General features: G+C 68.8%; 14 protein-coding genes and 1 rRNA gene. 9 read left to right on the top strand and 6 right to left on the bottom strand.

Going from position 1 to position 19,806, the window contains the following annotated elements; genetic code table 11:
- Positions 1–32 precede the first annotated feature (32 nt).
- From C566_RS0108990 to galK, 5 genes are all read left to right on the top strand, one after another.
- On the top strand, positions 33–2,150 hold the full coding sequence (locus tag C566_RS0108990; RefSeq protein ID WP_043466565.1) for a beta-galactosidase: 2,118 nt from the start codon (positions 33–35) through the stop codon (positions 2,148–2,150).
- A gap of 9 nt (positions 2,151–2,159) precedes the next feature.
- Entirely contained in the window at positions 2,160–2,978 is an 819-nt protein-coding gene (locus C566_RS0108985) for a DeoR/GlpR family DNA-binding transcription regulator (RefSeq protein ID WP_018774000.1), read from the top strand.
- A gap of 119 nt (positions 2,979–3,097) precedes the next feature.
- Complete coding sequence (locus C566_RS21195) at positions 3,098–5,320, top strand: alpha-galactosidase (protein WP_051082289.1); 2,223 nt, start codon at positions 3,098–3,100, stop codon at positions 5,318–5,320.
- Between the two features lies 1 nt (position 5,321).
- Complete coding sequence (galT, locus tag C566_RS0108975; RefSeq protein ID WP_018773998.1) at positions 5,322–6,503, top strand: galactose-1-phosphate uridylyltransferase; 1,182 nt, start codon at positions 5,322–5,324, stop codon at positions 6,501–6,503.
- Positions 6,500–7,690, top strand: a complete 1,191-nt coding sequence (galK, locus tag C566_RS0108970) for a galactokinase (RefSeq protein WP_018773997.1) — start codon at positions 6,500–6,502, stop codon at positions 7,688–7,690. Before galT ends, galK begins: the two co-directional genes overlap by 4 nt.
- A 20-nt stretch (positions 7,691–7,710) precedes the next feature.
- On the opposite strand, the gene C566_RS0108965 is transcribed toward galK, so the two are convergent.
- Together C566_RS0108965 and C566_RS0108960 are read right to left on the bottom strand one after the other, a co-directional pair.
- Entirely contained in the window at positions 7,711–8,700 is a 990-nt protein-coding gene (locus C566_RS0108965) for an LLM class flavin-dependent oxidoreductase (protein WP_018773996.1), read from the bottom strand.
- A gap of 133 nt (positions 8,701–8,833) precedes the next feature.
- On the bottom strand, positions 8,834–9,628 hold the full coding sequence (locus tag C566_RS0108960; RefSeq protein WP_018773995.1) for a hypothetical protein: 795 nt from the start codon (positions 9,626–9,628) through the stop codon (positions 8,834–8,836).
- 159 nt (positions 9,629–9,787) lie between these two features.
- Between C566_RS0108960 and C566_RS0108955 the strand changes: the two genes are divergently transcribed.
- The 4 genes from C566_RS0108955 (at position 9,788) to C566_RS0108940 (ending at position 14,317) form a co-directional block, all read left to right on the top strand.
- Positions 9,788–10,657 (top strand): aldo/keto reductase, encoded by an 870-nt coding sequence (locus tag C566_RS0108955; protein ID WP_018773994.1) that lies wholly within the window; start codon positions 9,788–9,790, stop codon positions 10,655–10,657.
- 47 nt (positions 10,658–10,704) lie between these two features.
- Positions 10,705–11,406, top strand: coding sequence for a type 1 glutamine amidotransferase domain-containing protein (locus C566_RS0108950; RefSeq protein ID WP_018773993.1), 702 nt, complete (start codon positions 10,705–10,707; stop codon positions 11,404–11,406).
- A gap of 49 nt (positions 11,407–11,455) precedes the next feature.
- Complete coding sequence (locus tag C566_RS0108945; protein ID WP_018773992.1) at positions 11,456–13,189, top strand: helicase HerA-like domain-containing protein; 1,734 nt, start codon at positions 11,456–11,458, stop codon at positions 13,187–13,189.
- A gap of 135 nt (positions 13,190–13,324) precedes the next feature.
- On the top strand, positions 13,325–14,317 hold the full coding sequence (locus C566_RS0108940; protein ID WP_018773991.1) for a hypothetical protein: 993 nt from the start codon (positions 13,325–13,327) through the stop codon (positions 14,315–14,317).
- Positions 14,318–14,495: 178 nt separating this feature from the next.
- Here the strand turns inward: C566_RS0108940 and C566_RS0108935 are convergent, their stop codons facing one another.
- The 4 genes from C566_RS0108935 to rrf all read right to left on the bottom strand — a co-directional run bounded on the left by C566_RS0108935 (position 14,496) and on the right by rrf (position 19,790).
- Entirely contained in the window at positions 14,496–16,454 is a 1,959-nt protein-coding gene (locus C566_RS0108935; RefSeq protein ID WP_018773990.1) for an NHL domain-containing thioredoxin family protein, read from the bottom strand.
- Entirely contained in the window at positions 16,451–18,625 is a 2,175-nt protein-coding gene (locus C566_RS0108930; RefSeq protein ID WP_081627295.1) for a cytochrome c oxidase assembly protein, read from the bottom strand. The genes C566_RS0108935 and C566_RS0108930 overlap by 4 nt, the downstream gene beginning before the upstream one ends.
- A 199-nt stretch (positions 18,626–18,824) precedes the next feature.
- Positions 18,825–19,112: an HU family DNA-binding protein gene (locus C566_RS0108925; RefSeq protein ID WP_011776355.1), complete on the bottom strand. Its 288-nt coding sequence runs from the start codon at positions 19,110–19,112 to the stop codon at positions 18,825–18,827.
- A 561-nt stretch (positions 19,113–19,673) separates the two neighbouring features.
- Positions 19,674–19,790, bottom strand: a 5S ribosomal RNA gene (rrf, locus tag C566_RS0108920).
- Between the last annotated feature and the right edge of the window lie 16 nt (positions 19,791–19,806).

Raw genomic sequence — 19,806 nt, 5'->3', positions numbered from 1 at the left:
ACGTGGACTTCAACACCACCCACCACAACGGCATGGACTACATCACCGCCCGCCTCGGTTCCGAAGGCTCCCCGATGCTGGCATTCGGCGGGGACTACAACCCGGAGCAGTGGCCCGAGGAGACTTGGGACGAGGACGTCCGGCTGATGCGCGAGGCCGGCGTCAACCTGGTCAGCGTGGGCATCTTCAGCTGGTCCCTGCTTGAGCCGTCCGAGGGCGTCTACGAGTTCGGCTGGCTGGACCGGGTCCTGGACCTGCTGCACGCCAACGGCATCCGGGTGGACCTGGCGAATGCCACGGCGTCGCCTCCGCCCTGGTTCAGCCACAAATACCCCGAGTCCCTGCCGGTAACGGCCGACGGCGTGCGGCACAGTTACGGTTCCCGGCAGGCCTTCGCCGCCTCGAGCGCCGAATACCGCCGGGCCGCCGCGGCACTGACCGAGCAGATCGCAGTCCGGTACAAGGACCACCCCGCCGTCGTGATGTGGCACGTCCACAACGAGTACGGCTGCCACAACCAACCGGATTTCTCCGACGGCGCCGCCACCGGCTTCCGGCGCTGGCTCCAACTCCGGTACGGCAGCCTTGAGGCCCTCAACGCCGCGTGGGGCACCGCCTTCTGGTCCCAGCGCTACTCGGCCTGGGAGCAGATCCTGCCGCCCCGCACCTCCGGGACCTGGGTCAACCCGACCCAGCAGTTGGATTTCGCCCGCTACTCCTCCGATGAACTGCTCGAATGCTACAAGGCCGAGGCCGCGATCATCCGCTCGCACTCGGGGCATCCCGTGACCACCAACTTCATGGGCTTCAACATGGGCCTGCACCAGCCCGTGGACTACTGGCGCTGGTCCGAGGAAATGGACGTGGTCTCCAACGACCACTACCTGATCGCCGAGGACCCGCGGAATTTTCAGGAACTGGCGGCAACCGCGGACCTCACCCGCGGCTGGGCCAAGGGCCAGCCGTGGCTGCTCATGGAGCATTCCACCTCCGCCGTGAACTGGCAGCCCCGCAACATCGCCAAGGCGCCTGGTGAGATGCTGCGCAATTCCCTGCAGCATGTTGCCCGCGGCGCCGACGGTGCGCTCTTCTTCCAGTGGCGGGCCTCGCGGGCCGGCGCCGAGAAGTTCCATTCCGGGCTGCTGCCGCATGCCGGCACGGACACCAAGGTTTGGCGCGAAGTGGTCCAGCTGGGCCAGGCGCTGCGCAGCCTGGCCGAGGTCAGCGGCTCGGTGGTTACGGGCGCGTCCGGCCGGGTGGACGTCGCGATCCTCCACGACACTGACGCGCGCTGGGCCTCGGAACTGGACTCGCACCCGAGCGTGGATGCCTCCAACATCGCCGAAACCCGGCGCTGGCATGATGCCTTCTACCGGGCCGGCATCCCCACCGACTTCCGCCAGGGCACCGATGATCTTTCCGGCTACCGGCTCGTCGTCGCGCCGATGCAGTACCTCGTGAGCGATGCCGGGGCCGCGAATCTGGACGCGTATGTGCGTTCCGGCGGCCACCTCGTGGTGACCTATTTCTCCGGTATCGTGGACGAAAATGACCACATCAGGCTTGGCAGCTACCCCGGCGCGTTCAGCGGACTGCTGGGTGTGAAGATGGAAGAGTTTTTCCCGCTGCGCGGCGGCGAAAGCATCCGGCTCAGCAGCTTCGGGGCCGGTACCTGCTGGAACGAATTGGGGCATGCCACCACCGCCGAGGTCCTCGCGGCCGTGGCGGAGGGACCGGCCGCCGGTTCTCCGGCCGTGACCCGTAACCGCGCCGGAAGCGGCCGCTCCTACTATGTCGCCACGTCACTCGCGCCGGAGGGGCTGGCCGAACTGCTCGCCGTCGTCTGCGCCGATGCCAGGGTGCAGCCGCTCGTTCCCCAGCTGCCGGACGGTGTGGAAGTGGTCCGGCGCAGCAAGGACGGGACGGACTGGACGTTCTGCATTAACCACGGGGCGCACGACGTCCGGCTGCCGCTGGAAGGTGTGGACCTGCTCACCGGCGCCGAGCTCGACGGCGGGCTCGGCCTCGCGGCCGGCGGTGTCGCCGTCGTCCGTTCGGCTGCCGCCCAATTGGTCGGCACCTCCGCCGGCCACTCAACCCAGTCAAGCCAGTCAGACCCGTCAAGCCTGCCAAACCGCTCAAACCTGTAAGGACTCCACATGCTAGCCGCAGCCCGCCATTCCGCCATCCTCGCGGAGGTCCAGCGTGAGCGGATCGTCCGTGTCGCGGACCTCGCCAAGATGCTCGGCGTCTCGCTGATGACCGTGCGGCGGGACATCGAGGCCCTCGACTCGGCGGGCGCCGTGGAGAAGATCCACGGCGGGGCCAAGTTGCCCGGCGGGGCCGGCACCCACGAGCCAGGCTTCGAGCTGAAGGTGACCCAGCTCAAGGACGAGAAGATGGCGATTGCGCAGGAGGCGGCCGCACAGGTGCGCGAGGGCATGGCGGTGGGGCTCAGCGCCGGCACCACCACGTGGGCCCTGGCCCAGCTGCTGTCCGCCGGCCCGCGGATCACGGTGGTCACCAACTCGGTGCGGATCGCGGACGTCTTCCACCAGAGCGCGTCCCCGTCCACCGTGATCCTGACCGGCGGCGAGCGCACACCCTCCGATGCCCTCGTCGGGCCGCTGGCCACTTCCTCGCTCAAGCAGCTGCACCTGGACGTATTGTTCCTCGGCGTCCACGGTGTCGACGCCGACGCCGGGTTCACCACCCCCAACGTGCTCGAGGCCGAAACCGACCGGGCCTTCGTCACCGCTGCCCGGCGGGTGGTGGTGCTGGCCGACCACACCAAGTGGGGCACCCTCGGCATCAGCACGATCGCCAGCCTGGAGGACGCTGACGAACTCATCAGCGACGACCTCCTTGGCAGCGAGGCCCGGCGCATCCTTGGCGAGCGCGTCGGCCGGCTCCGCCTGGCCAGTACCGGCGACGCCCGGAGCACCAGCGCAGCCAGCCCCGCAGCAGCCACAGCCTGACCGCACGGCCCCCGCCCACCCAAACCACTACGCCTGGAGCTGCCGTGAACAACCCGGACCTCATCGTTGCCGCCGAGACCCGATCCCCCGTGGGCGTCCCGGCGCTGTTGTCCTCGGATCTGGAGCCGTTGTACCTGCGCCGCTCCGGAACATCCCTGCTCATCGACTTCAGCACGGGCGAGGCCGCCATGCTGCACTTCGGCGCCGATCTCGGCCTGGCCCTGCCGGATCTTTCGCTGCTGGGCGAGGCCGTGCCGCACTCGGCCCTCGATGTCCCGGTCACGCTGGGACTGATCCCGCAGGCGTCCTCCGGCTGGCGCGGGCGGCCCGGCCTCCGCGGCCACCGGAACGGCCAGGCGTTCTCGGCCCGTCTGCGCGTGGTCAGTGTCGAGCGGTCCAGTGTCGAGGGTTCCCACGGGGAGGACTGTTCAGCGGTCATCACCCAGGCCGACCCCGAGGCCGGTGTCAGCGTCCGCACGGAGATCAGGTTCAACGACGGCGGCCTGCTCCAGCTCCGGCACCGGCTCGATAACCACGGCGCCGACCCGTACAGCCTCGACGAACTCGCCGCCGTGTTGCCCGTGGGCCGCGCCGCCATAGAAATCCTGGACCTGACCGGCCGCTGGTGCCGGGAGTCCCACCCCCAGCGCCTGCCGCTGCGCCAAGGCACGTGGGTCCGCTCGGGCCGGCACGGCCGGACCGGCCATGACGCCTCGCTCCTGCTGGCCGCCGGCACCCCCGGATTCGGCAACCGCCACGGGCAGGTCTGGGCCGTGCATCTGGGCTGGAGCGGCAACCACGAGAGCTTCGTTGACGCCGCCGCGGACGGCCGGACCGTCATGGGCGCCTCGGAACTGCTCGGCGCCGGCGAGATCAGCGTGGCCGCGAACGCCAGCTACGAGACCCCGTGGCTGTTCGCGGCGTACTCCGCCGCGGGCCTGGACGGCATCAGCGATGCCTTCTACACCTGGTTCCGCGCCCGGCCGCACCACCCCGGCGTGCGGTCCGGCAAGGCCCGTCCCGTGGTGCTCAACGTCTGGGAAGCGGTCTACTTCGACCACCGACTCGAACCCCTGCTGGAACTCGCCGAAGCGGCCGCCGGGCTCGGCGTGGAACGGTTCGTCCTCGACGACGGCTGGTTCCGCGGCCGCCGCGACGACCAGGCGGGCCTCGGCGACTGGTACGTCGACGAGGACCTGTGGCCCGCGGGCCTCACGCCGCTGATCGACGCGGTCACCGGCCACGGCATGGAATTCGGGCTCTGGGTCGAACCCGAAATGGTCAACGAAGACTCCGACCTGGCCCGCGCCCACCCGGACTGGATCGCCGGCCCGGCCCAGCGTTCCGCGGGCGGCCCGGCCGGCCGGCTACCGGAACGGTGGCGGCACCAGCAGGTCCTTGACCTGGTCAATCCGGCTGCCTGGCAGTACATCTTCGACAGGCTCGATGCCCTGTTGAGCGAATACCGGATCAGTTACCTCAAGTGGGACCAGAACCGGGACCTGGCCGAGATGGGCCACGCCGGCCGCCCGTCCGTGCACGCCCAGACGCTGGCCGCCTACCGGCTCCTCGACGAGCTCCGCAAGGCCCACCCCGGCGTCGAGATTGAAAGTTGTTCCTCCGGGGGCGCCCGCGTGGATCTCGGCATCCTGGAACGCACCGACCGGATCTGGGCCTCTGACTGCAACGATGCCCTGGAACGGCAGACCATCCAGCGCTGGACCGGCGTGGTGGTGCCGCCGGAACTCGTCGGATCGCACATCGGCCCCACCACGAGCCACACCACCGCGCGAACACATGACCTCTCGTTCCGGGCGATCACCGCGATGTTCGGCCACTTCGGCCTCGAATGGGATGTCCGGCGTCTCGCCGCTGCCGAACGGACCGAGCTTGCCGCGGCCATTGCGCTGTTCAAGCAGTACCGGCCGCTCCTGCACAGCGGGCGCATGGTGCGGGCCGACGAGCCCGATCCGGCCCTCCGGCTGCACGGCGTCGTGTCCCACGACGGCGGCGAGGCCCTCTACGCCCTGGTGTCCGTGGCGACGTCGTTCGCCGAAGTCCCGGGGCGGGTCTGCCTGCCGGGACTGCTCCCGGACGCCGCGTACCGGGTGGAAGCGGTCTACCCCGCGGCCGATGACCGGCGGGCGTTCCTGCAGGCGGCGCCACCGGCGTGGCTTGTGGGCGGCATCGAGGCCTCGGGACGTTTCCTGGCCGAATCCGGGCTCCCCATGCCGGTCCTGAACCCGGAACACGGGCTGCTCCTGGCCGTCCGCCGTGTCACCGCGGCCGCTCCGGCCGCCGATCCAGCCGCAAACAGCGCTCACCCCGTGAGGAACCCCTAGCATGGGCCAGATTACGAAACGCTCCTACAAGCTCTCCGACGGCCGGGACATCATCTACTTCGATGATGCCGATACGGTCCTGCCCCCGCACCGGGGCGAGGATCTCCGCGCGCCGTCGGTCCGGCCGCCCACCGCCACCATGCGCCAGGACGTCCTGACCGGGGAGTGGATCTCGATCGCGGCCGCCCGGCAGAACCGGGTGGTTCTGCCGCCCTCGCACCTGGACCCGCTGGCCCCGGCGTCGCCGGAGAATCCCTCGGAAATTCCGAGCCTCTACGACGTCGCAGTCTTCGAAAACAAGTCCCCGTCCTTCGGGCCGGACCTGGCGGGGGCCGCGGCGCCGGAAGGCCTGGATGACCTTGAACGGGTGGGGCTGGGGCGCAGCCGGCAGTCCGTGGGCCGGTGCGAAGTGGTGTGCTTCTCCCCGGAACACACCGGCTCCCTGGCGGGACTGCCCCTGTCCCGGATGCGCACGGTGGTGGAAGCCTGGGCGGACCGGACGGCCGCGCTGTCCGCACTGCCCGGCGTCGAACAGGTTTTTCCGTTCGAGAACCGCGGCGAAGCGATCGGCGTGACCCTGCACCACCCGCACGGACAGATCTACGCCTACCCGTACATCACGCCCCGCACGGCCCAGCTGGTCCGCACGATCGAGAACTACGGCGGTTCGCTGTTCGAGGACATCCTCAGTTTCGAGCAGAAATCCGAGCGGGTGCTGCTCCAGGGCGAGCACTGGACCGCGTTTGTCCCGTTTGCCGCGCGCTGGCCGCTGGAAGTGCACATCCTCCCGCACCGGCACGTCCCGGACCTCGCCGCCACGACGGACGAGGAACGCGATGAGTTCTCCCTGCTGTACCGCCAGCTCCTGCGTGGCGTCGATGCCCTCTATGACACCCCCACTCCGTACATTTCGGCCTGGCACCAGGCTCCCGTCCACGCCCACCGGGACGACATCCGGCTCATGCTGCAGCTGACCTCGCCCCGCCGGGAGGAGGACAAGCTCAAGTACCTGGCAGGGTCGGAGGCCGCGATGGGCGCTTTCATCGCGGACATCCCGCCGGAAACGGCCGCCGCACGGCTCCGTGATGCCATGGAAAAAGCATCGCCGCCACCGCGTGCGCCAGGGCTCGAGCCAATCCGCACAGAACTCCCAGCAACAGAGCAGGAAGCCACCCAGCCATGAACGAGGTCCTTGAACGGGAAAGTGGGTACTTTTCCAGTCAGTTCGGTGGGGCGCCGGACGGTTTGTGGTCGGCGCCCGGGCGGGTCAACCTGATCGGCGAGCACACGGACTACAACGAGGGCTTCGCGTTTCCGATCGCTATCGACAAGCGCACCACGGTGGCGGCCCGCGTCCGCGCAGACCGTCTGCTCCGGGTCACCAGCAGCTCCTTCCCCGGCGTCATAGAGGTAAGCCTCGACCACCTTGACCCGGATGCCCTCACCGGCTGGGCCGCGTACCCCCTCGGCGTGGCCTGGGCGATGTCCCGGGCGGCGGCCGGCGGCGCCGGTTCCGCAGCCGGTTCCGGCGTCCCGTCCCGGCTGTCCGGCCTGGACCTGGCGCTGACCTCGGATGTCCCGGCCGGTGCCGGGCTGTCCTCGTCTGCCGCCGTCGAATGCGCGGTGGCCCTGGCCCTGAACGATCTCTGGGACTTGGGGCTGGGCAGGCCGGAACTGGCCCGGATCGGCCAGCTGGCCGAGAACAGGGTGGTCGGCGCGCCCACCGGCATCATGGACCAGTCGGCCTCGCTCCTGGGCGAGCCCGATCATGGCATCCTGCTCGACTGCCAGAACCTGACGACCGAGGCGGTTGCCCTCGGCTTCGCCGGCGCCGGGGTGGGGCTGCTCGTGATCGATACCCGCACCAGCCATTCCCATGCCGACGGCGGCTATGCCAGCCGCCGTCGTTCCTGCGAGGACGGCGCCCGCCGCTTGGGCGTCGGAAGCCTGCGGGCGCTGGGCCCGGCCGATCTCCCCCGCGCCGCAGCACAGCTCGACGGACAGACCTACCGCCGGGTCCGCCACATCATCACGGAAAACCAGCGCGTGCTGGACACCGTGACGGCACTGCGGACCTCCGGCGCCGCCACGATCGGGCGGTTCCTCAACGAATCGCATCTGTCCATGCGCGACGACTTCGAGATTTCCACCCCGGAGCTCGACCTCGCCGTGGCCAGCGCGCAGGAAATGGGCGCCATCGGCGCGCGGATGACCGGCGGCGGTTTCGGTGGCGCCGCCATCGCTTTGGTCCGCAACGACGACGCCGCGGCGGTGGCCGCGGGCGTCGCCCGCGACTTCGCCCGGGCCGGGTACACGGCCCCGCATATTTTCCCCGTCACCGCGTCCGAGGGCGCCCGCCGGGAACTGTAGCCCGGGAAGACTCCGGGGCCTTATGCCCGCACGAGCCGGGCCGCGTCGGCCAGGAGTTCCACGGAACGGAGCCGGGCTTCGGTCCCCGTGCTCTGGTGCGCCACGATCAGTTCGTCGGCGCCGGCGTGCTCCGTGAACTCCTCCAGGTACGCCAGGACGGCCTCGGGGGTGCCCACAGCGGAGTACTTCATCATCTGCGCCACGTGCTGGCCCTGGGGCGAGTCCAGGATCATGTCCGCCTCGTCGTCGCTGAACACGCGGCCATTGCCGAAGAACAGGGAGACCCTGGCCCGCTTCGTGGCCTGGAACATCGCCTGCGCCTCGGCGGCCGAGTCCGCGGCAATGACGTTGACTCCGGCGATCACGTGCGGAGCGTCGAGCTGCGCGGAGGGCCGGAACTCGCGGCGGTAGACGGCCACCGCATCCTGCAGCGCGTTGGGCGCGAAGTGTGACGCGAACGCGTAGGGCAGCCCCAGCTGCGCGGCCAGCCTGGCGCCGAACAGGGAGGAACCCAGGATGTACAGCGGCACGTTGGTGCCCTTGCCCGGGGTGGCCTCTACGCCCTGGATGCGGGTGGGGCCGGTCAGGTAGCCCTGGAGCTCCAGGACGTCCTGCGGGAAGCTGTCTGCCGACATCGGATCGCGGCGCAGGGCGCGCATGGTGTTCTGGTCGCTGCCCGGCGCCCGGCCCAGGCCGAGGTCGATCCTGCCCGGGTGCAGGGTCTCGAGGGTGCCGAACTGTTCCGCGATGGTCAGCGGCGAGTGGTTGGGCAGCATCACGCCGCCGGCGCCGAGCCGGATGCTGGAGGTGTGGGCCGCGACGTGGGCGATCAGCACGCTCGTGGCGGACGAGGCGATCGCGGACATGTTGTGGTGCTCGGCGTACCAGATCCGCCGGTAGCCTCGGTCCTCGGCGAGCTGCGCCATGGCGACGCTGCCGGCGAAGCTCTCCGCCGCCGTCTGGCCCGGGCCGATGGTAGCGAGATCAAGAATGGAAAGCGGAACAGTCACGGAAAAGCCGGCCTTTCGTAGCGGAGCAGTGTGCGGGCCGGAGTGTGGACTGCGGTCCTGGGCGGCACCGGGTTTCCGGCGCGGGCACACTGGGGTCAACGACGGCGGCCCCCGGGATATTTCTGCAGGCGGCTCAGCCGCAGGAGTAGTTGTAGTCCAGGCCGCCGGAAATGTACTGCGTCATGGAGACGCGGCTGCGCGGCGTGAGTCCGGGCAAGGCGCAGTTTGACTTGGCGCGGGACGCCGATGCGGCACCGGCCAGCCAGCTTGGCAATCCTGCCAGCGGGCTGGTCGACTTCACGGTTCCGGCGATCTGCGCCCACTGGTAACCCGTGGAGTAGAGGCCCACCCGGGCGCCGATCCGCTTGAAATAGGCGGTCATGCCTTCCAGGACGGCGACGTTGGCGGCTTTGTCTGTCTGCCAGGTGTTTTCCGTTTCCACATCCAGCCACCAGAGGTAGGACTGCGGGTTGCTGACCCCGCGGCGCCTTGCGTCGTCGGAGGCCTTGGCCCACCCGTACATGTAGGAGCAGGCTTTGAACGACCCCAAGGCGCAGTTGCCGTAAGGATTGGTGACCTTCACCCCGTTGTAGGTGTTCGACGTGGGCCACCAGGACCCTTGACGGCCGGGGTTGGCGGTGTTGACGTACAGGGCCACCCTCGGCTGCGACGTTGCCGCGGGCGACTTTGCGGTCTTCGCCCAGGCCAGCTGGCTCGCCAGGCAGGGGTTCGTCGTGTTGGCAAGGCCGTTGTTGACGCCGACAATCGCGAACATGGGCTGCTTGGGCAGGACCTTGCCGCACTGCGGCCAGGAGACGTCGATCCCCGGCCCCGGGGAAGTGGCGGCCGAGGCCGGGCTTCCACCCATGGAGACAAGGCCTAGGGTCACAACAATGGCCAGTACGATGCGCGTGAGCGAGTTGGGCATGCCACAGTCTAAAGCATAAATTCCAATCGGTAGCGTAACCCTGCAGGGCAGATATCTTCGAACCGGCCAGGCGCCGCGCAGGGCCCGCATCGCCCGAGCGTGGACCGTCCGGTCGGGAACCCTTGGAATAGTCAGCAGGCTGAGGATGTTCCCGTACCTATGAGCCCCGACAATTCACAACATCCCGAATCATCCGCCACGATCGCCCTGCAGGACCTCGGAACAGTCCACCGGCTGGGCTTTGGCGCCATGCGGATCACCGGCAACGGCGTCTGGGGCGAGCCGGCGGACCGCGCCGCCGCGGTCGCCGTCGTACGCCGTGCCGTGGAGCTTGGCATCGACTTCATTGACACCGCCGACTCATACGGCCCCAACGTCAGCGAGGAAATCCTCGCCGAGGCGCTGCACCCCTACCGGGACGGCCTCAAGATCGCCACCAAGGTGGGGTTCGCCCGCACCGGACCTAACGTGTGGGTTCCGGTCGGCCGGCCCGAATACCTGCGCCAGCAGACGGAGTTGAGCCTGCGCAAGCTCAAGGTCGATGCCCTGGACCTCCTGCAGCTGCACCGGATCGATCCCAAAGTGGACCGCGAGGAGCAGTTCACCGTGCTTCGCGATCTGCAAAAGGAAGGCAAGGTCAAAGCCCTCGGCCTGTCTCAGGTCAGCGTGGAGGAGTTGGAGGAAGCCGGGAAGTACTTCACGGTCTCCACGGTGCAAAACCGGTACAACCTCACCGACCGCAGCTCCGAGGACGTCCTCGAGTACGCCGAGGAGAACGGCATCGGCTTCATTCCGTGGGCGCCCATCGCCGCCGGCGAACTCGCCCGGCCGGGCGGTCCGCTGGACGCGGCCGCCACGCGGCTCGGTGCCACCACCTCCCAGGTCGCGCTGGCCTGGCTGCTGCGCCGCTCCCCCGTCATAATGCCCATCCCCGGCACCGGCTCCATGAAGCACCTGGAAGAAAACCTCGCGGCGGCCGGCGTCGTGCTCGACGATGCCACCTTCGCGGAACTCCAAGCAGCCCGCTAACCCCTTCCACCACCCGCCGGCCCTGCCGGCAGAACAGGAACAACACCATGGCTAACATCCTGATGGTCGTCTCGGCCGCAAATTCCCTCACCATGCGCGACGGCACCGAACACCCCACCGGCTACTGGGCCGAGGAACTCGTCGTCTCCCACCAGACCCTCCTCGACGCGGGTCACACCGTGCACATCGCCACCCCCGGAGGCCGGAAGCCCACGGTGGATGAGGTCAGCCTCGCGGCCGAGTCCGCGGGCGGCCAGGACCGTGCCGACGGTTTCCGGAAATACCTTGAGTCGATCGACGCCGAGCTCTCCGCCCCGCTGGTGCTGGGTGGTGTCGACGTCGCCGACTATGACGCCGTCGTCATGCCGGGCGGCCACGGGCCCATGGCCGATCTGTACCGGGATGCCGACCTCGGCAGGATCCTCTCCGGCGCCAACGCCGCTGCCACGATCATCGCGCCGTTCTGCCACGGCCCGGCCGGGCTGCTGAGCGCCACGGACGACGACGGCGCGTTCACCTTCGCCGGACGCCGCCTCACCGTCTTCACCAACGAGGAGGAGCTGGGCGGCGGCACGGGACCCAATACACCGTGGTTCGTGGAGGACGTCCTGACGGAGAAGGGCGCGGTAGTGGAGAACGGCGCGGCCTGGACGTCTCATGTTGTGCGGGACGGAAACCTCATCACCGGACAGAACCCGCAGTCCAGCGAGGATGTGGCCAAGGAGGTCCTCAGGGCCCTCGCCGAATAGGCTCGTCCCGGCCGGGTCCGGGAACCCCGGACCCGGCTAAGCTAACCGCATGGCCATCAAGTCCACTGCAGACAAAGTCGCCACGATCGTCCAGGGCTATACCCTGGAGGGCCCGACGATCGAGCTCGGCGCGGCGATCGTCGACGGCGAGCTCCGCAAGGAGGCGCCGGTCCGGTTGCCGCTCGCGATGATGAACCGGCACGGCCTCGTGGCGGGGGCGACAGGCACCGGCAAGACCGTCACGCTGCACATGATCGCCGAACAGCTCTCCACCGCGGGTGTACCCGTGTTCCTGGCCGACATCAAGGGCGACCTCTCCGGCCTGGCCACTGCGGCCACGGGCAGCGAAAAGCTCCTCGCCCGCACGGAGAGCCTCGGCCAGGCCTGGGCCGGCAAGACTTTCCCGGTGGAATTCCTTGCGCTCGGCGGCGACGGCAACGGCATACCGGTCCGCGCCACCATCACCTCCTTCGGTCCCATCCTGCTCTCCCGCATCATGGACCTGAACGAGACCCAGGAATCGAGCCTGCAGCTCGTCTTCCACTTCGCGGACAAGAAAGACCTTGAGCTGATCGACCTCAAGGACCTGCGGGCCGTGATCCAGTTCCTGACCTCGGCCGAGGGCAAGGACGAGCTTGAGGAACTCGGCGGCCTCTCCAAGGCCACCGCCGGCGTGATCCTGCGCGAACTGATCACGCTCGAGGCGCAGGGCATGGAGAAGTTCTTCGGCGAACCCGAGTTCGACACCGCCGAACTGCTGCGGACCGCGCCGGACGGCCGCGGCGTGGTGAGCTGCCTGGAGCTTCCGACCCTGCAGACCAAGCCCATGCTCTTCTCGACGTTCCTCATGTGGCTGCTCGCCGACCTCTTCGAGGACCTGCCCGAGGCCGGGGACCTTGACAAGCCCAAGCTCGTCTTCTTTCTCGATGAGGCGCACCTGCTGTTCAACGGCGCCTCGAAAGCCTTCCTTGATGCGATCACCACCACCGTCCGGCTCATCCGGTCCAAAGGAGTCGGGATCTTCTTCGTGACGCAGACCCCCAAGGACGTCCCTGCCGACGTCCTCGGCCAGCTGGCAAACCGGGTGCAGCACGCCCTCCGCGCCTACACCCCGGAGGACGCCAAGGCCCTCAGGGCCACCGTTTCCACCTTCCCGACCAGCGACTACGACCTCGAGGAGACCCTCACCACCGCCGGCATCGGCGAGGCCGTCATCACGGTTCTGAATGAGAACGGCGCGCCGACCCCCGTGGCGCTGACCCGGCTCCGTGCCCCGGAGTCCGTGATGGGTCCCAGCACCGACGAGCTGATCTCCAGCACCGTCGCAGCCTCGGCCCTGCTGCCCAAGTACGGCACCGCCGTCGACAACATCTCGGCCTACGAGAAGATCGCCGCCGAAGGCGGTGACCACACAGGTGCTGCCCCCACCGGACCGGCCGCCGGGACCGCACACCAGGGCGGAGGCCCGGACCGAGCCCAGGGCGGCGGTTTGGACCCCAGCGCCATCGACGCCGAAGCCCGACGGATCGAGGAAGAAATCCTTGGCCGACCCAGCAGCCGCCCCGCGCCGGCGCCCAGGATGCCCGACAATGACAACGTGCCCGAGCGGCGCGCCCCCCGGCCGGCGCAGCCGAAGGCCGGCGGGGGCGGGGGCATCGGCGGCGACCTCGCGGGGGCCCTCGGCGGTGGGCTCCAGAGCATGGCCCGCTCGCTGGGGACCCAGCTTGGCAGGGAGCTGCTCCGCGGCGTCTTCGGCACTTCCTCCAAGCGCCGCCGCCGCTAGGGATCACCGCGGCGGCATCCAACCGAACGCTCCCGGCCAGCCGGCCCGGGCGGCCTTCAGCCATGCTCCGCGTCACAGATGCGGACCGTGACACCGGGATTCCTGTGGGGTACAGGTAACGTAAGAATGGTGCAGATGAGTCAGGCGTTGGTCAAAATCGCGGCAGTGTGGCTGCTCGGACTGATGCTTGCCGTCGCCGGGGCCATCGTGTCGATCAACCTGGTGAACGACTCCCTTGCCGGGCCCCAGCAACCAGTCCGCGAATATTTGAGCGCCCTGCAAAAGGGCGACGGCGAAAAGGCGCTGGGCCTGTTGCGTGCCTCCGTGCCACAAAGCAACCCGGCGATGCTCGACGGCACGGCCCTGCAGACCGCGGCGGCCCGCATCTCCGACGTCAAGCTTGGCGACGCGGAAGAGCGCGGTGCCAACCAGGTCATGGTGCCCATGGACTACACCATCGACGGCAACCCGTTGCGGACCGAGTTCCTGTTGGAACGCTCCGGCACCGAGTGGCTGTTTTTCCACAAATGGTCTTTCGTCCCCTCTGAGCTGCCCGTCCTGGACGTCACCGTGGTCAACTCCAGCGAGGCCACCCTCAACGGGGTACCGGTGAACATGCCCAACGGCCGCAACTCCTTCGCCGTCTTCTACCCCGGCGAGTATGAGGCGACCCTGAACGGCCAGTACTTCTCCGCCCCGGCCACCCGCGCCACCGTGTCGGGCGGGGACGCGCGTCCGGCCTCGCTGAACCTGCTGACCGAGGCCACGGCCGCCCTGAAGGAAGCTGTGAGCAGCAAGGTCAAGGAGTTCCTGGACTCCTGCGCCGACGAGGCCGACCAGCAGCAGAAGCTGCAGCCCAACTGCCCCTTCTACCATGCCACCAACAACCGCGTGATGGACGGGACCATCGACTGGAGCATCACGGACTACCCGAGCGTCAGCATCGAGCCGTTCGGCGGCCGCTGGGTGGTGGCGCCCCTCGACGGCAAGGCCCGGATCAAAGCCCGCCAACAGGACCTGTTCTCGGGCGCCGTGTCCGACATCGACTCCATCCACGATTTCAGCTTCACGACCCGGCTGGACATCGACGGCGACACCGTCAAACTCACGCCACAGCTGGACTACTAGCACCCAAGGGATTCCGCGGCTGCACCGTTGCCCGTCACGCAGGGCAGCTATTCCGGGCCCCGGGTGTCCGCCGGCGCCGGGATTCCGCGGCTCGGGGTCCCGAAGAAAAGCCAAAAGGATGCTGGCCGTGACACCAGGTCACGGACAGCAGCCTTTTGATCAGCCTTGGCGCAGCGGCTCAGTCCATTCCGCGCAGGTCCAGGACCAGCTCGGTGTCGCCGTCGGCCTGCAGGAGCACGGGGATTCCCCAGTCCTGCTGGTAGAGGTGGCAGGCTGCATGGTCCGGGATCTCGCCGTCGGCGTCTTCGGGCCCGTCGCACGCCGCCGCGCGGGCGGTGATGTGCAGGACGCCCTCGGGAACGTCGGAGGAGAGCTCCAGGGTGCGCAGGAGCCCCACGGACGTCCCGCCGCCGGAGACCAGCAGTTCCGGGGGTGTGGACGAGATCTTCAACTGGGTGGGATCGCCCCAGCGGTCGTCCAGCTTCTGCCCGGTGGGCGCCGTGAAGCGGACCGCCAGTTCGAGCGGCCCGGGAGCCACGGGGCTCTTGGGCCGGTGGGTCTGCGCCGCACCCTCGTCCACCTGCTGGGCTTCCTTCGGGATGGGCACGTACACGAGCTGGTGCTTGTTGGCCTCGACCACCACCAGCAACGGCTCGGATCCGGCGACCTGGGTGTGGTCCACAATCACGTCCGAGGGCTCGGACAGTCCGCGGGCCAGCGTGGAGACCGTGCGCGTTGCGGGGTCGTAGCGGCGGACTGCGCCGTTGTACGTGTCCGCGATGGCCACCGAACCGTCAGGGAGCACTGTGACGCCGAGCGGGTGCTGCAGCCGCGCCTCCGCGGCGGGGCCGTCGCGGAAGCCGAAGTCGAACAGGCCCTTGCCCACCGCCGACTCGACGGTGATGCTGCCGGCGTCATCAATCACGAGCTTGCGCAGTGCGGAGGTCTCTGAGTCAGCCACCCAGACATTGCCGTCCGCGTCTTCGGCGAGGCCGGAGGACTGAGCGAACCAGGCTTCAGCGGCCGGGCCGTCCAGGAGTCCTTCGAGGCCATTGCCGGCGATGATCTTTACGGCGCCGGAGGTCGGCTCGAAGCTGAAGATCTGGTGCACTCCCGCCATCGCCACCACCACGGCGTTGAGCTTGCTGGACCAGACGACGTCCCACGGCGAACTCAGGGACACCGCGAGCGGGTCTGCCTCGAGCCGGGTGCCGTAGGCGGCGCCTTCTTCGTCCACGCGGGCCGGGCCGGTTTCCAGCAGCCGCTGTACGCCGTTGCCTGCCAGCGTCCGGACGGTTCCGTCCGCGAGGGACAGCCCGCGGAGCCGGTGGTTCACGGAGTCGGCAATGACGACGTCGTAGCCGGTCTCGGCGGCGACGTCCTCGGGCAGCAGCACCAGGCCCTGCGGTTCATTGAACCGGGCGGTGGCGGCGTTGCCGTCGGCGTGGCCCTTTTCACCGGAACCGTACGTGGCCAGCACGGTCTGGAAGTCGGTGGAGAGTTCCACGAGCCGGTGATGGCCGGTGTCGGTCACCAGCCACGAGCCGTCGCCAGCGCTACCGACGCCACGGCCGGCGGGCAGGAAGAGGGCCTTGCCCGGGAAGCGCAGCGTACCCGACGTCGGTTCCGGCGCCACATAGGGTCCGTCGCCCCGGTGCAGGGTGCCCCTGGCCTCGTGTTCGGCGATCAATTCGGGGATCAGCACGGCGAGCCCGTCCGCGTGGCCTTCACCGGAGAGGTGCGCCACGATGTAGCCCTCGGGATCGATGACCACCAGGGTCGGCCAGGCCCGGGCCGTGTAGGCCTTCCAGGTGTCCAGCTCGGGGTCGTCGAGGACAGGGTGGCGGATCTCGTAGCGTTCGACGGCGGCCGCCAGCGCCACGGGATCGGCCTCGTGCTCGAACTTGGGCGAATGCACGCCGACCGTCACGAGGACATCCGAGTACTGCTGCTCGAGCGGGCGGAGTTCGTCCAGGACGTGCAGGCAGTTGATGCAGCAGAACGTCCAGAAGTCCAGCAGCACGATCTTGCCGCGCAGGGATTCAAGGTCCAGGGACTTGCCACCGGTGTTCAGCCAGTTGCGGCCCACCAGTTCGGAGGCCCGGACCCGGAGGTGGGTGCGTACGGTTTCGGTCATGAGCGTCCTTCCAGCTTTGAATTGCGTTCGGCAAGCCTGGCGTCGCGCTCGGCCAGCTTGGCAAACATATCGTTGTAAGCGGTGAGATCGGCGTCGTTATTCCTGTCCGCCGCCCGGTCGGTGCGTTTGGACTCGCGCGCGTCGGAGCGGGACCACTGAACGGCGACACCGATCGCCACCAGCAGCGTGGGCACTTCCCCGATGCCCCAGGCCACCGCGCCGCCCATCTGCTGGTCCAGCAGGGCCGAGGGACCCCAGGTCCGGCCGAGGTTGCCGAAGTAGTCGGCGGCCAGCAGCCCCGTGCCGCCCATGATGGCGACGCCGAAGAACGCGTGGAAGCCCATGGTGGCCAACAGGAGCAGCAGCCGCATGGGGTACGGTGCGCGGCGCGGCAACGGATCGGTGCCGATCATCGTGAGCACAAAGATGTAGCCGGTGAGGGCGAAGTGCAGGTTCATGAGTTCGTGGCCCACGTGGTCCCGCATCGCGTAGCCGAACGCGTCCGAGTAGTAGAAGAGCACAATGGAGCCGGCGAAGTTGGCGGCCGCGAACAGCGGGTGGGTGACCAGTTGCGAGAACTTGGAGTGGATGAAGATCATGAGCCACTCGCGCGGGCCGCGGGAGCTGTCGCGCCGCGGCGTGAGCGCCCGCAGTGCCAGCGTCACGGGGGCGCCGAGGACCAGGAAGATGGGGGCCACCATCGTCAGGGCCATGTGGTCCACCATGTGCGCCGAGAACAGTACCCTGCCATAGACCGACGGCGGCCCCGACGTCACGTAGGTGAGGACCACGAGTCCGATCACCCAGTTGACCGTCCGGAACCAGGGCCACGAGTCGCCCCGCTTCAGCACCCTTCGTACGCCGAGGAGGTAGGACACCAGGGCGAATACGACGACGGCGATCCAGAGCCAGTCGAGCCGCCACTCCGTGAGCCACCGGTCCGGGGTCAGTTCCGGCGGCAGCTCATAGCCGGAGAGGATGAAGGCCGGCGAAGCGTCGGGGGCGAAGGTGGTGGGCTGCGGCGGGGCGGAGCGCCCCAGCGCGACGGCGATCCCGGACGTCGCTCCCATGATGATCAGCTCCACGATCACCAGCTGCCACAGCACCCGGCGCGCGGACCTGCCCATGGCGCGGTTGCCCAGCTGCGGGATGACCCAGCGGCGGTGCATGAGCCCGATGCCGCCCAGCACCAGGACCGCTGCCGTCTTGGCGAGGATGAGTTGCCCGTAGGCCGAGCTGAAGAGGTCTGCCCAATTGGTGAGGCGGATGCTGGCGTTGATCACGCCTGAGGCGAAGACCAGGGCGAAGGCAAAGCCGGCCAGCGATGAGAACCTGCGCAGCGTTGGCTCGGTGATGTCTGCGGTCCCCGGGGCCGCGCCTGAGGTGCGGCCGCCGGCGCGTGTGCCTTCCAGGACGCCGGAGAGGACTGCGAGCATGATGATGCCGCCCACCCAGGCCGATACGCCGACCAGGTGCAGGCCAAGCGAGTTGATGGCGCCCTCGTGGTCGCTGGAGCTTGAGGAGTGTCCGATCAGGGCGGCGGGGACCAGTCCGATCAGCGAAAGGACCAGCGTCAGTGCCAGGCCTCCGCGGGAGCGCACGCCGAAGAGGGCGGTGGTAACGACGGCCGCGATGATCACGACAGCCAGCCAGGCGCGTCCGGTTTCGATGTCCGTCATGAAGTACACGAGCGAGCGGGTGAATTCCGGATCCCCGGAGATGCCCTGCCCTGCAATGTCCGCGTAGCCCAGGACGAGCACGGTGATCGCGGAGAGCGTCCAGACGGCGCCGGCGGCCGCTGCCACGGCAAGCGCCCGGGTGAGGGCCGGATGTTCGGGGGCGTCCTGTTCCTTGGACCGGGAGCCGCTCCTGTTCCGCGGGAGGATGCCGACGGCGAAGATGAGGCCGCCGATCACGGTGGCTACGGCGACGTTGTGGATCGCTTTGCTCACCGGAAGCCCCCAGCGCACGAGTGCGCCGGGATCTGAGACCTCGCGGGCGGCTGCTGCGCCGGAGAAGATGAGTGCCGCTACCAAGCCAATAAACAACGCGCCAAGGCCTGCGATCAGCCACGGCCGGGCAATCCCGGCGGGACCGGAGCCAGGGCCGCGGGCGTCCCCGGGGGGAACGGGCGCTGCGGTTGTGGGCGTGGGATTTACTGCGGAAGGCACACCTCCATTGTCCGCTACGCCGCCTTGCGCGGCGAATCGGTCCCGGCGGTTGGGCCTCCGGGGATCCGCCCAGCCGGCCCGGCCTTCACATGGGCTGTGGATTGGCCGGGAAGGGCAGCGGGACGGCCGGGGACCGGTTAGGGACGCAAAAGGAGCGGCAACCCGAGGGTTGCCGCTCCTTTCAAGCCTGCGAAGAAGACTACTTCTTCTTGGCGACTGCAGCCTTCAGCTTGGAGCCGGCGGTCAGCTTGACGCTGTGGCCAGCGGCAATCTGGATGGTCTCGCCGGTCTGCGGGTTGCGGCCGGTGCGAGCTGCACGGTCGGTGCGCTCGACGGCGAGCCAGCCCGGGATGGTGATCTTCTCGCCCGCGGCGACGGAGGTCTCGAAGACCTCGAACAGTGCGTCGAGCACGGAGTTGACTGCTGCCTGGCTGGTGCCGGCCTTGCCTGCTACCTCTGCAACAAGTTCACTACGGTTCTTAGCCATTTATGTCCTCCTGGACGGTCACGATTTTGGAGCCTGCACACGGCATGCGTACAAACCACTGTTCGAAAACTTACCAGCTTGGCGCCTCAGAGGTGGCAAATTCCGCGTGTTTTCGGCGTTTTTTGGGGAAAATCACTGGAATCGGCGCCGATCGCGGTCAAATTGCGCCGAGAGCGGAAGCCCCCTTGTCGCCGCCGTTTCCGCGGGATCCGCCGCGGTCCCCGCCGGCGGACTTTCCGCCGGCGGACAGCCAGCCGGGGGCTGCCAGTTGGGGACCGGCCCCAAGGTCCTGGTCGGCCGCGACTGTGGGTCCTTGGCAGACACGACGCCGGCGCGCGCTATGGATGCCCTGCCTGCTGCGCGGGACCCGAGAGGCGCTCGTGGCGGGCCCTGTGACCGGTGTTCTTGCCGGCCGTAAACCGGGCCTGGCTGGGCACGTGGCCCGAGTCTGGCGGGCGGCCGATCCCACGAGGCCGGGCCGCCGGAAGCCACGCGTCAAGTCCGGGGGTTAAATGCGGGAGGACCCCAACCTGGTGGTTGGGGTCCTCGACCTGAATGGTGTTCCGGCGGTGACCTACTCTCCCACACCCTCCCGGGTGCAGTACCATCGGCGCTGTGGGTCTTAGCTTCCGGGTTCGGGATGGGACCGGGCGTTTCCCCCACGCTATGACCGCCGTAACCCTTGCTCCGCCAC

The sequence above is a fragment of the Arthrobacter sp. 131MFCol6.1 genome, assembly GCF_000374925.1.
Lineage (GTDB): Bacteria > Actinomycetota > Actinomycetes > Actinomycetales > Micrococcaceae > Arthrobacter.
Note: the sequence above shows the minus strand (reverse complement) of the source record. Positions and strands in the feature narration are given on the sequence as shown.

What these genes read in the sequence shown, in the direction of transcription:
- galK (WP_018773997.1), top strand. Translation starts at nt 6,500, where the DNA reads ATGAACGAGGTCCTTGAACGGGAAAGTGGGTACTTTTCCAGTCAGTTC.
- galT (WP_018773998.1), top strand. Translation starts at nt 5,322, where the DNA reads ATGGGCCAGATTACGAAACGCTCCTACAAGCTCTCCGACGGCCGGGAC.
- C566_RS0108990 (WP_043466565.1), top strand. Translation starts at nt 33, where the DNA reads ATGGACTACATCACCGCCCGCCTCGGTTCCGAAGGCTCCCCGATGCTG.
- C566_RS0108955 (WP_018773994.1), top strand. Translation starts at nt 9,788, where the DNA reads ATGAGCCCCGACAATTCACAACATCCCGAATCATCCGCCACGATCGCC.
- C566_RS0108925 (WP_011776355.1), bottom strand. Translation starts at nt 19,112, where the DNA reads ATGGCTAAGAACCGTAGTGAACTTGTTGCAGAGGTAGCAGGCAAGGCC.
- C566_RS0108940 (WP_018773991.1), top strand. Translation starts at nt 13,325, where the DNA reads ATGAGTCAGGCGTTGGTCAAAATCGCGGCAGTGTGGCTGCTCGGACTG.
- C566_RS0108950 (WP_018773993.1), top strand. Translation starts at nt 10,705, where the DNA reads ATGGCTAACATCCTGATGGTCGTCTCGGCCGCAAATTCCCTCACCATG.
- C566_RS0108985 (WP_018774000.1), top strand. Translation starts at nt 2,160, where the DNA reads ATGCTAGCCGCAGCCCGCCATTCCGCCATCCTCGCGGAGGTCCAGCGT.
- C566_RS0108960 (WP_018773995.1), bottom strand. Translation starts at nt 9,628, where the DNA reads ATGCCCAACTCGCTCACGCGCATCGTACTGGCCATTGTTGTGACCCTA.
- C566_RS0108945 (WP_018773992.1), top strand. Translation starts at nt 11,456, where the DNA reads ATGGCCATCAAGTCCACTGCAGACAAAGTCGCCACGATCGTCCAGGGC.
- C566_RS0108935 (WP_018773990.1), bottom strand. Translation starts at nt 16,454, where the DNA reads ATGACCGAAACCGTACGCACCCACCTCCGGGTCCGGGCCTCCGAACTG.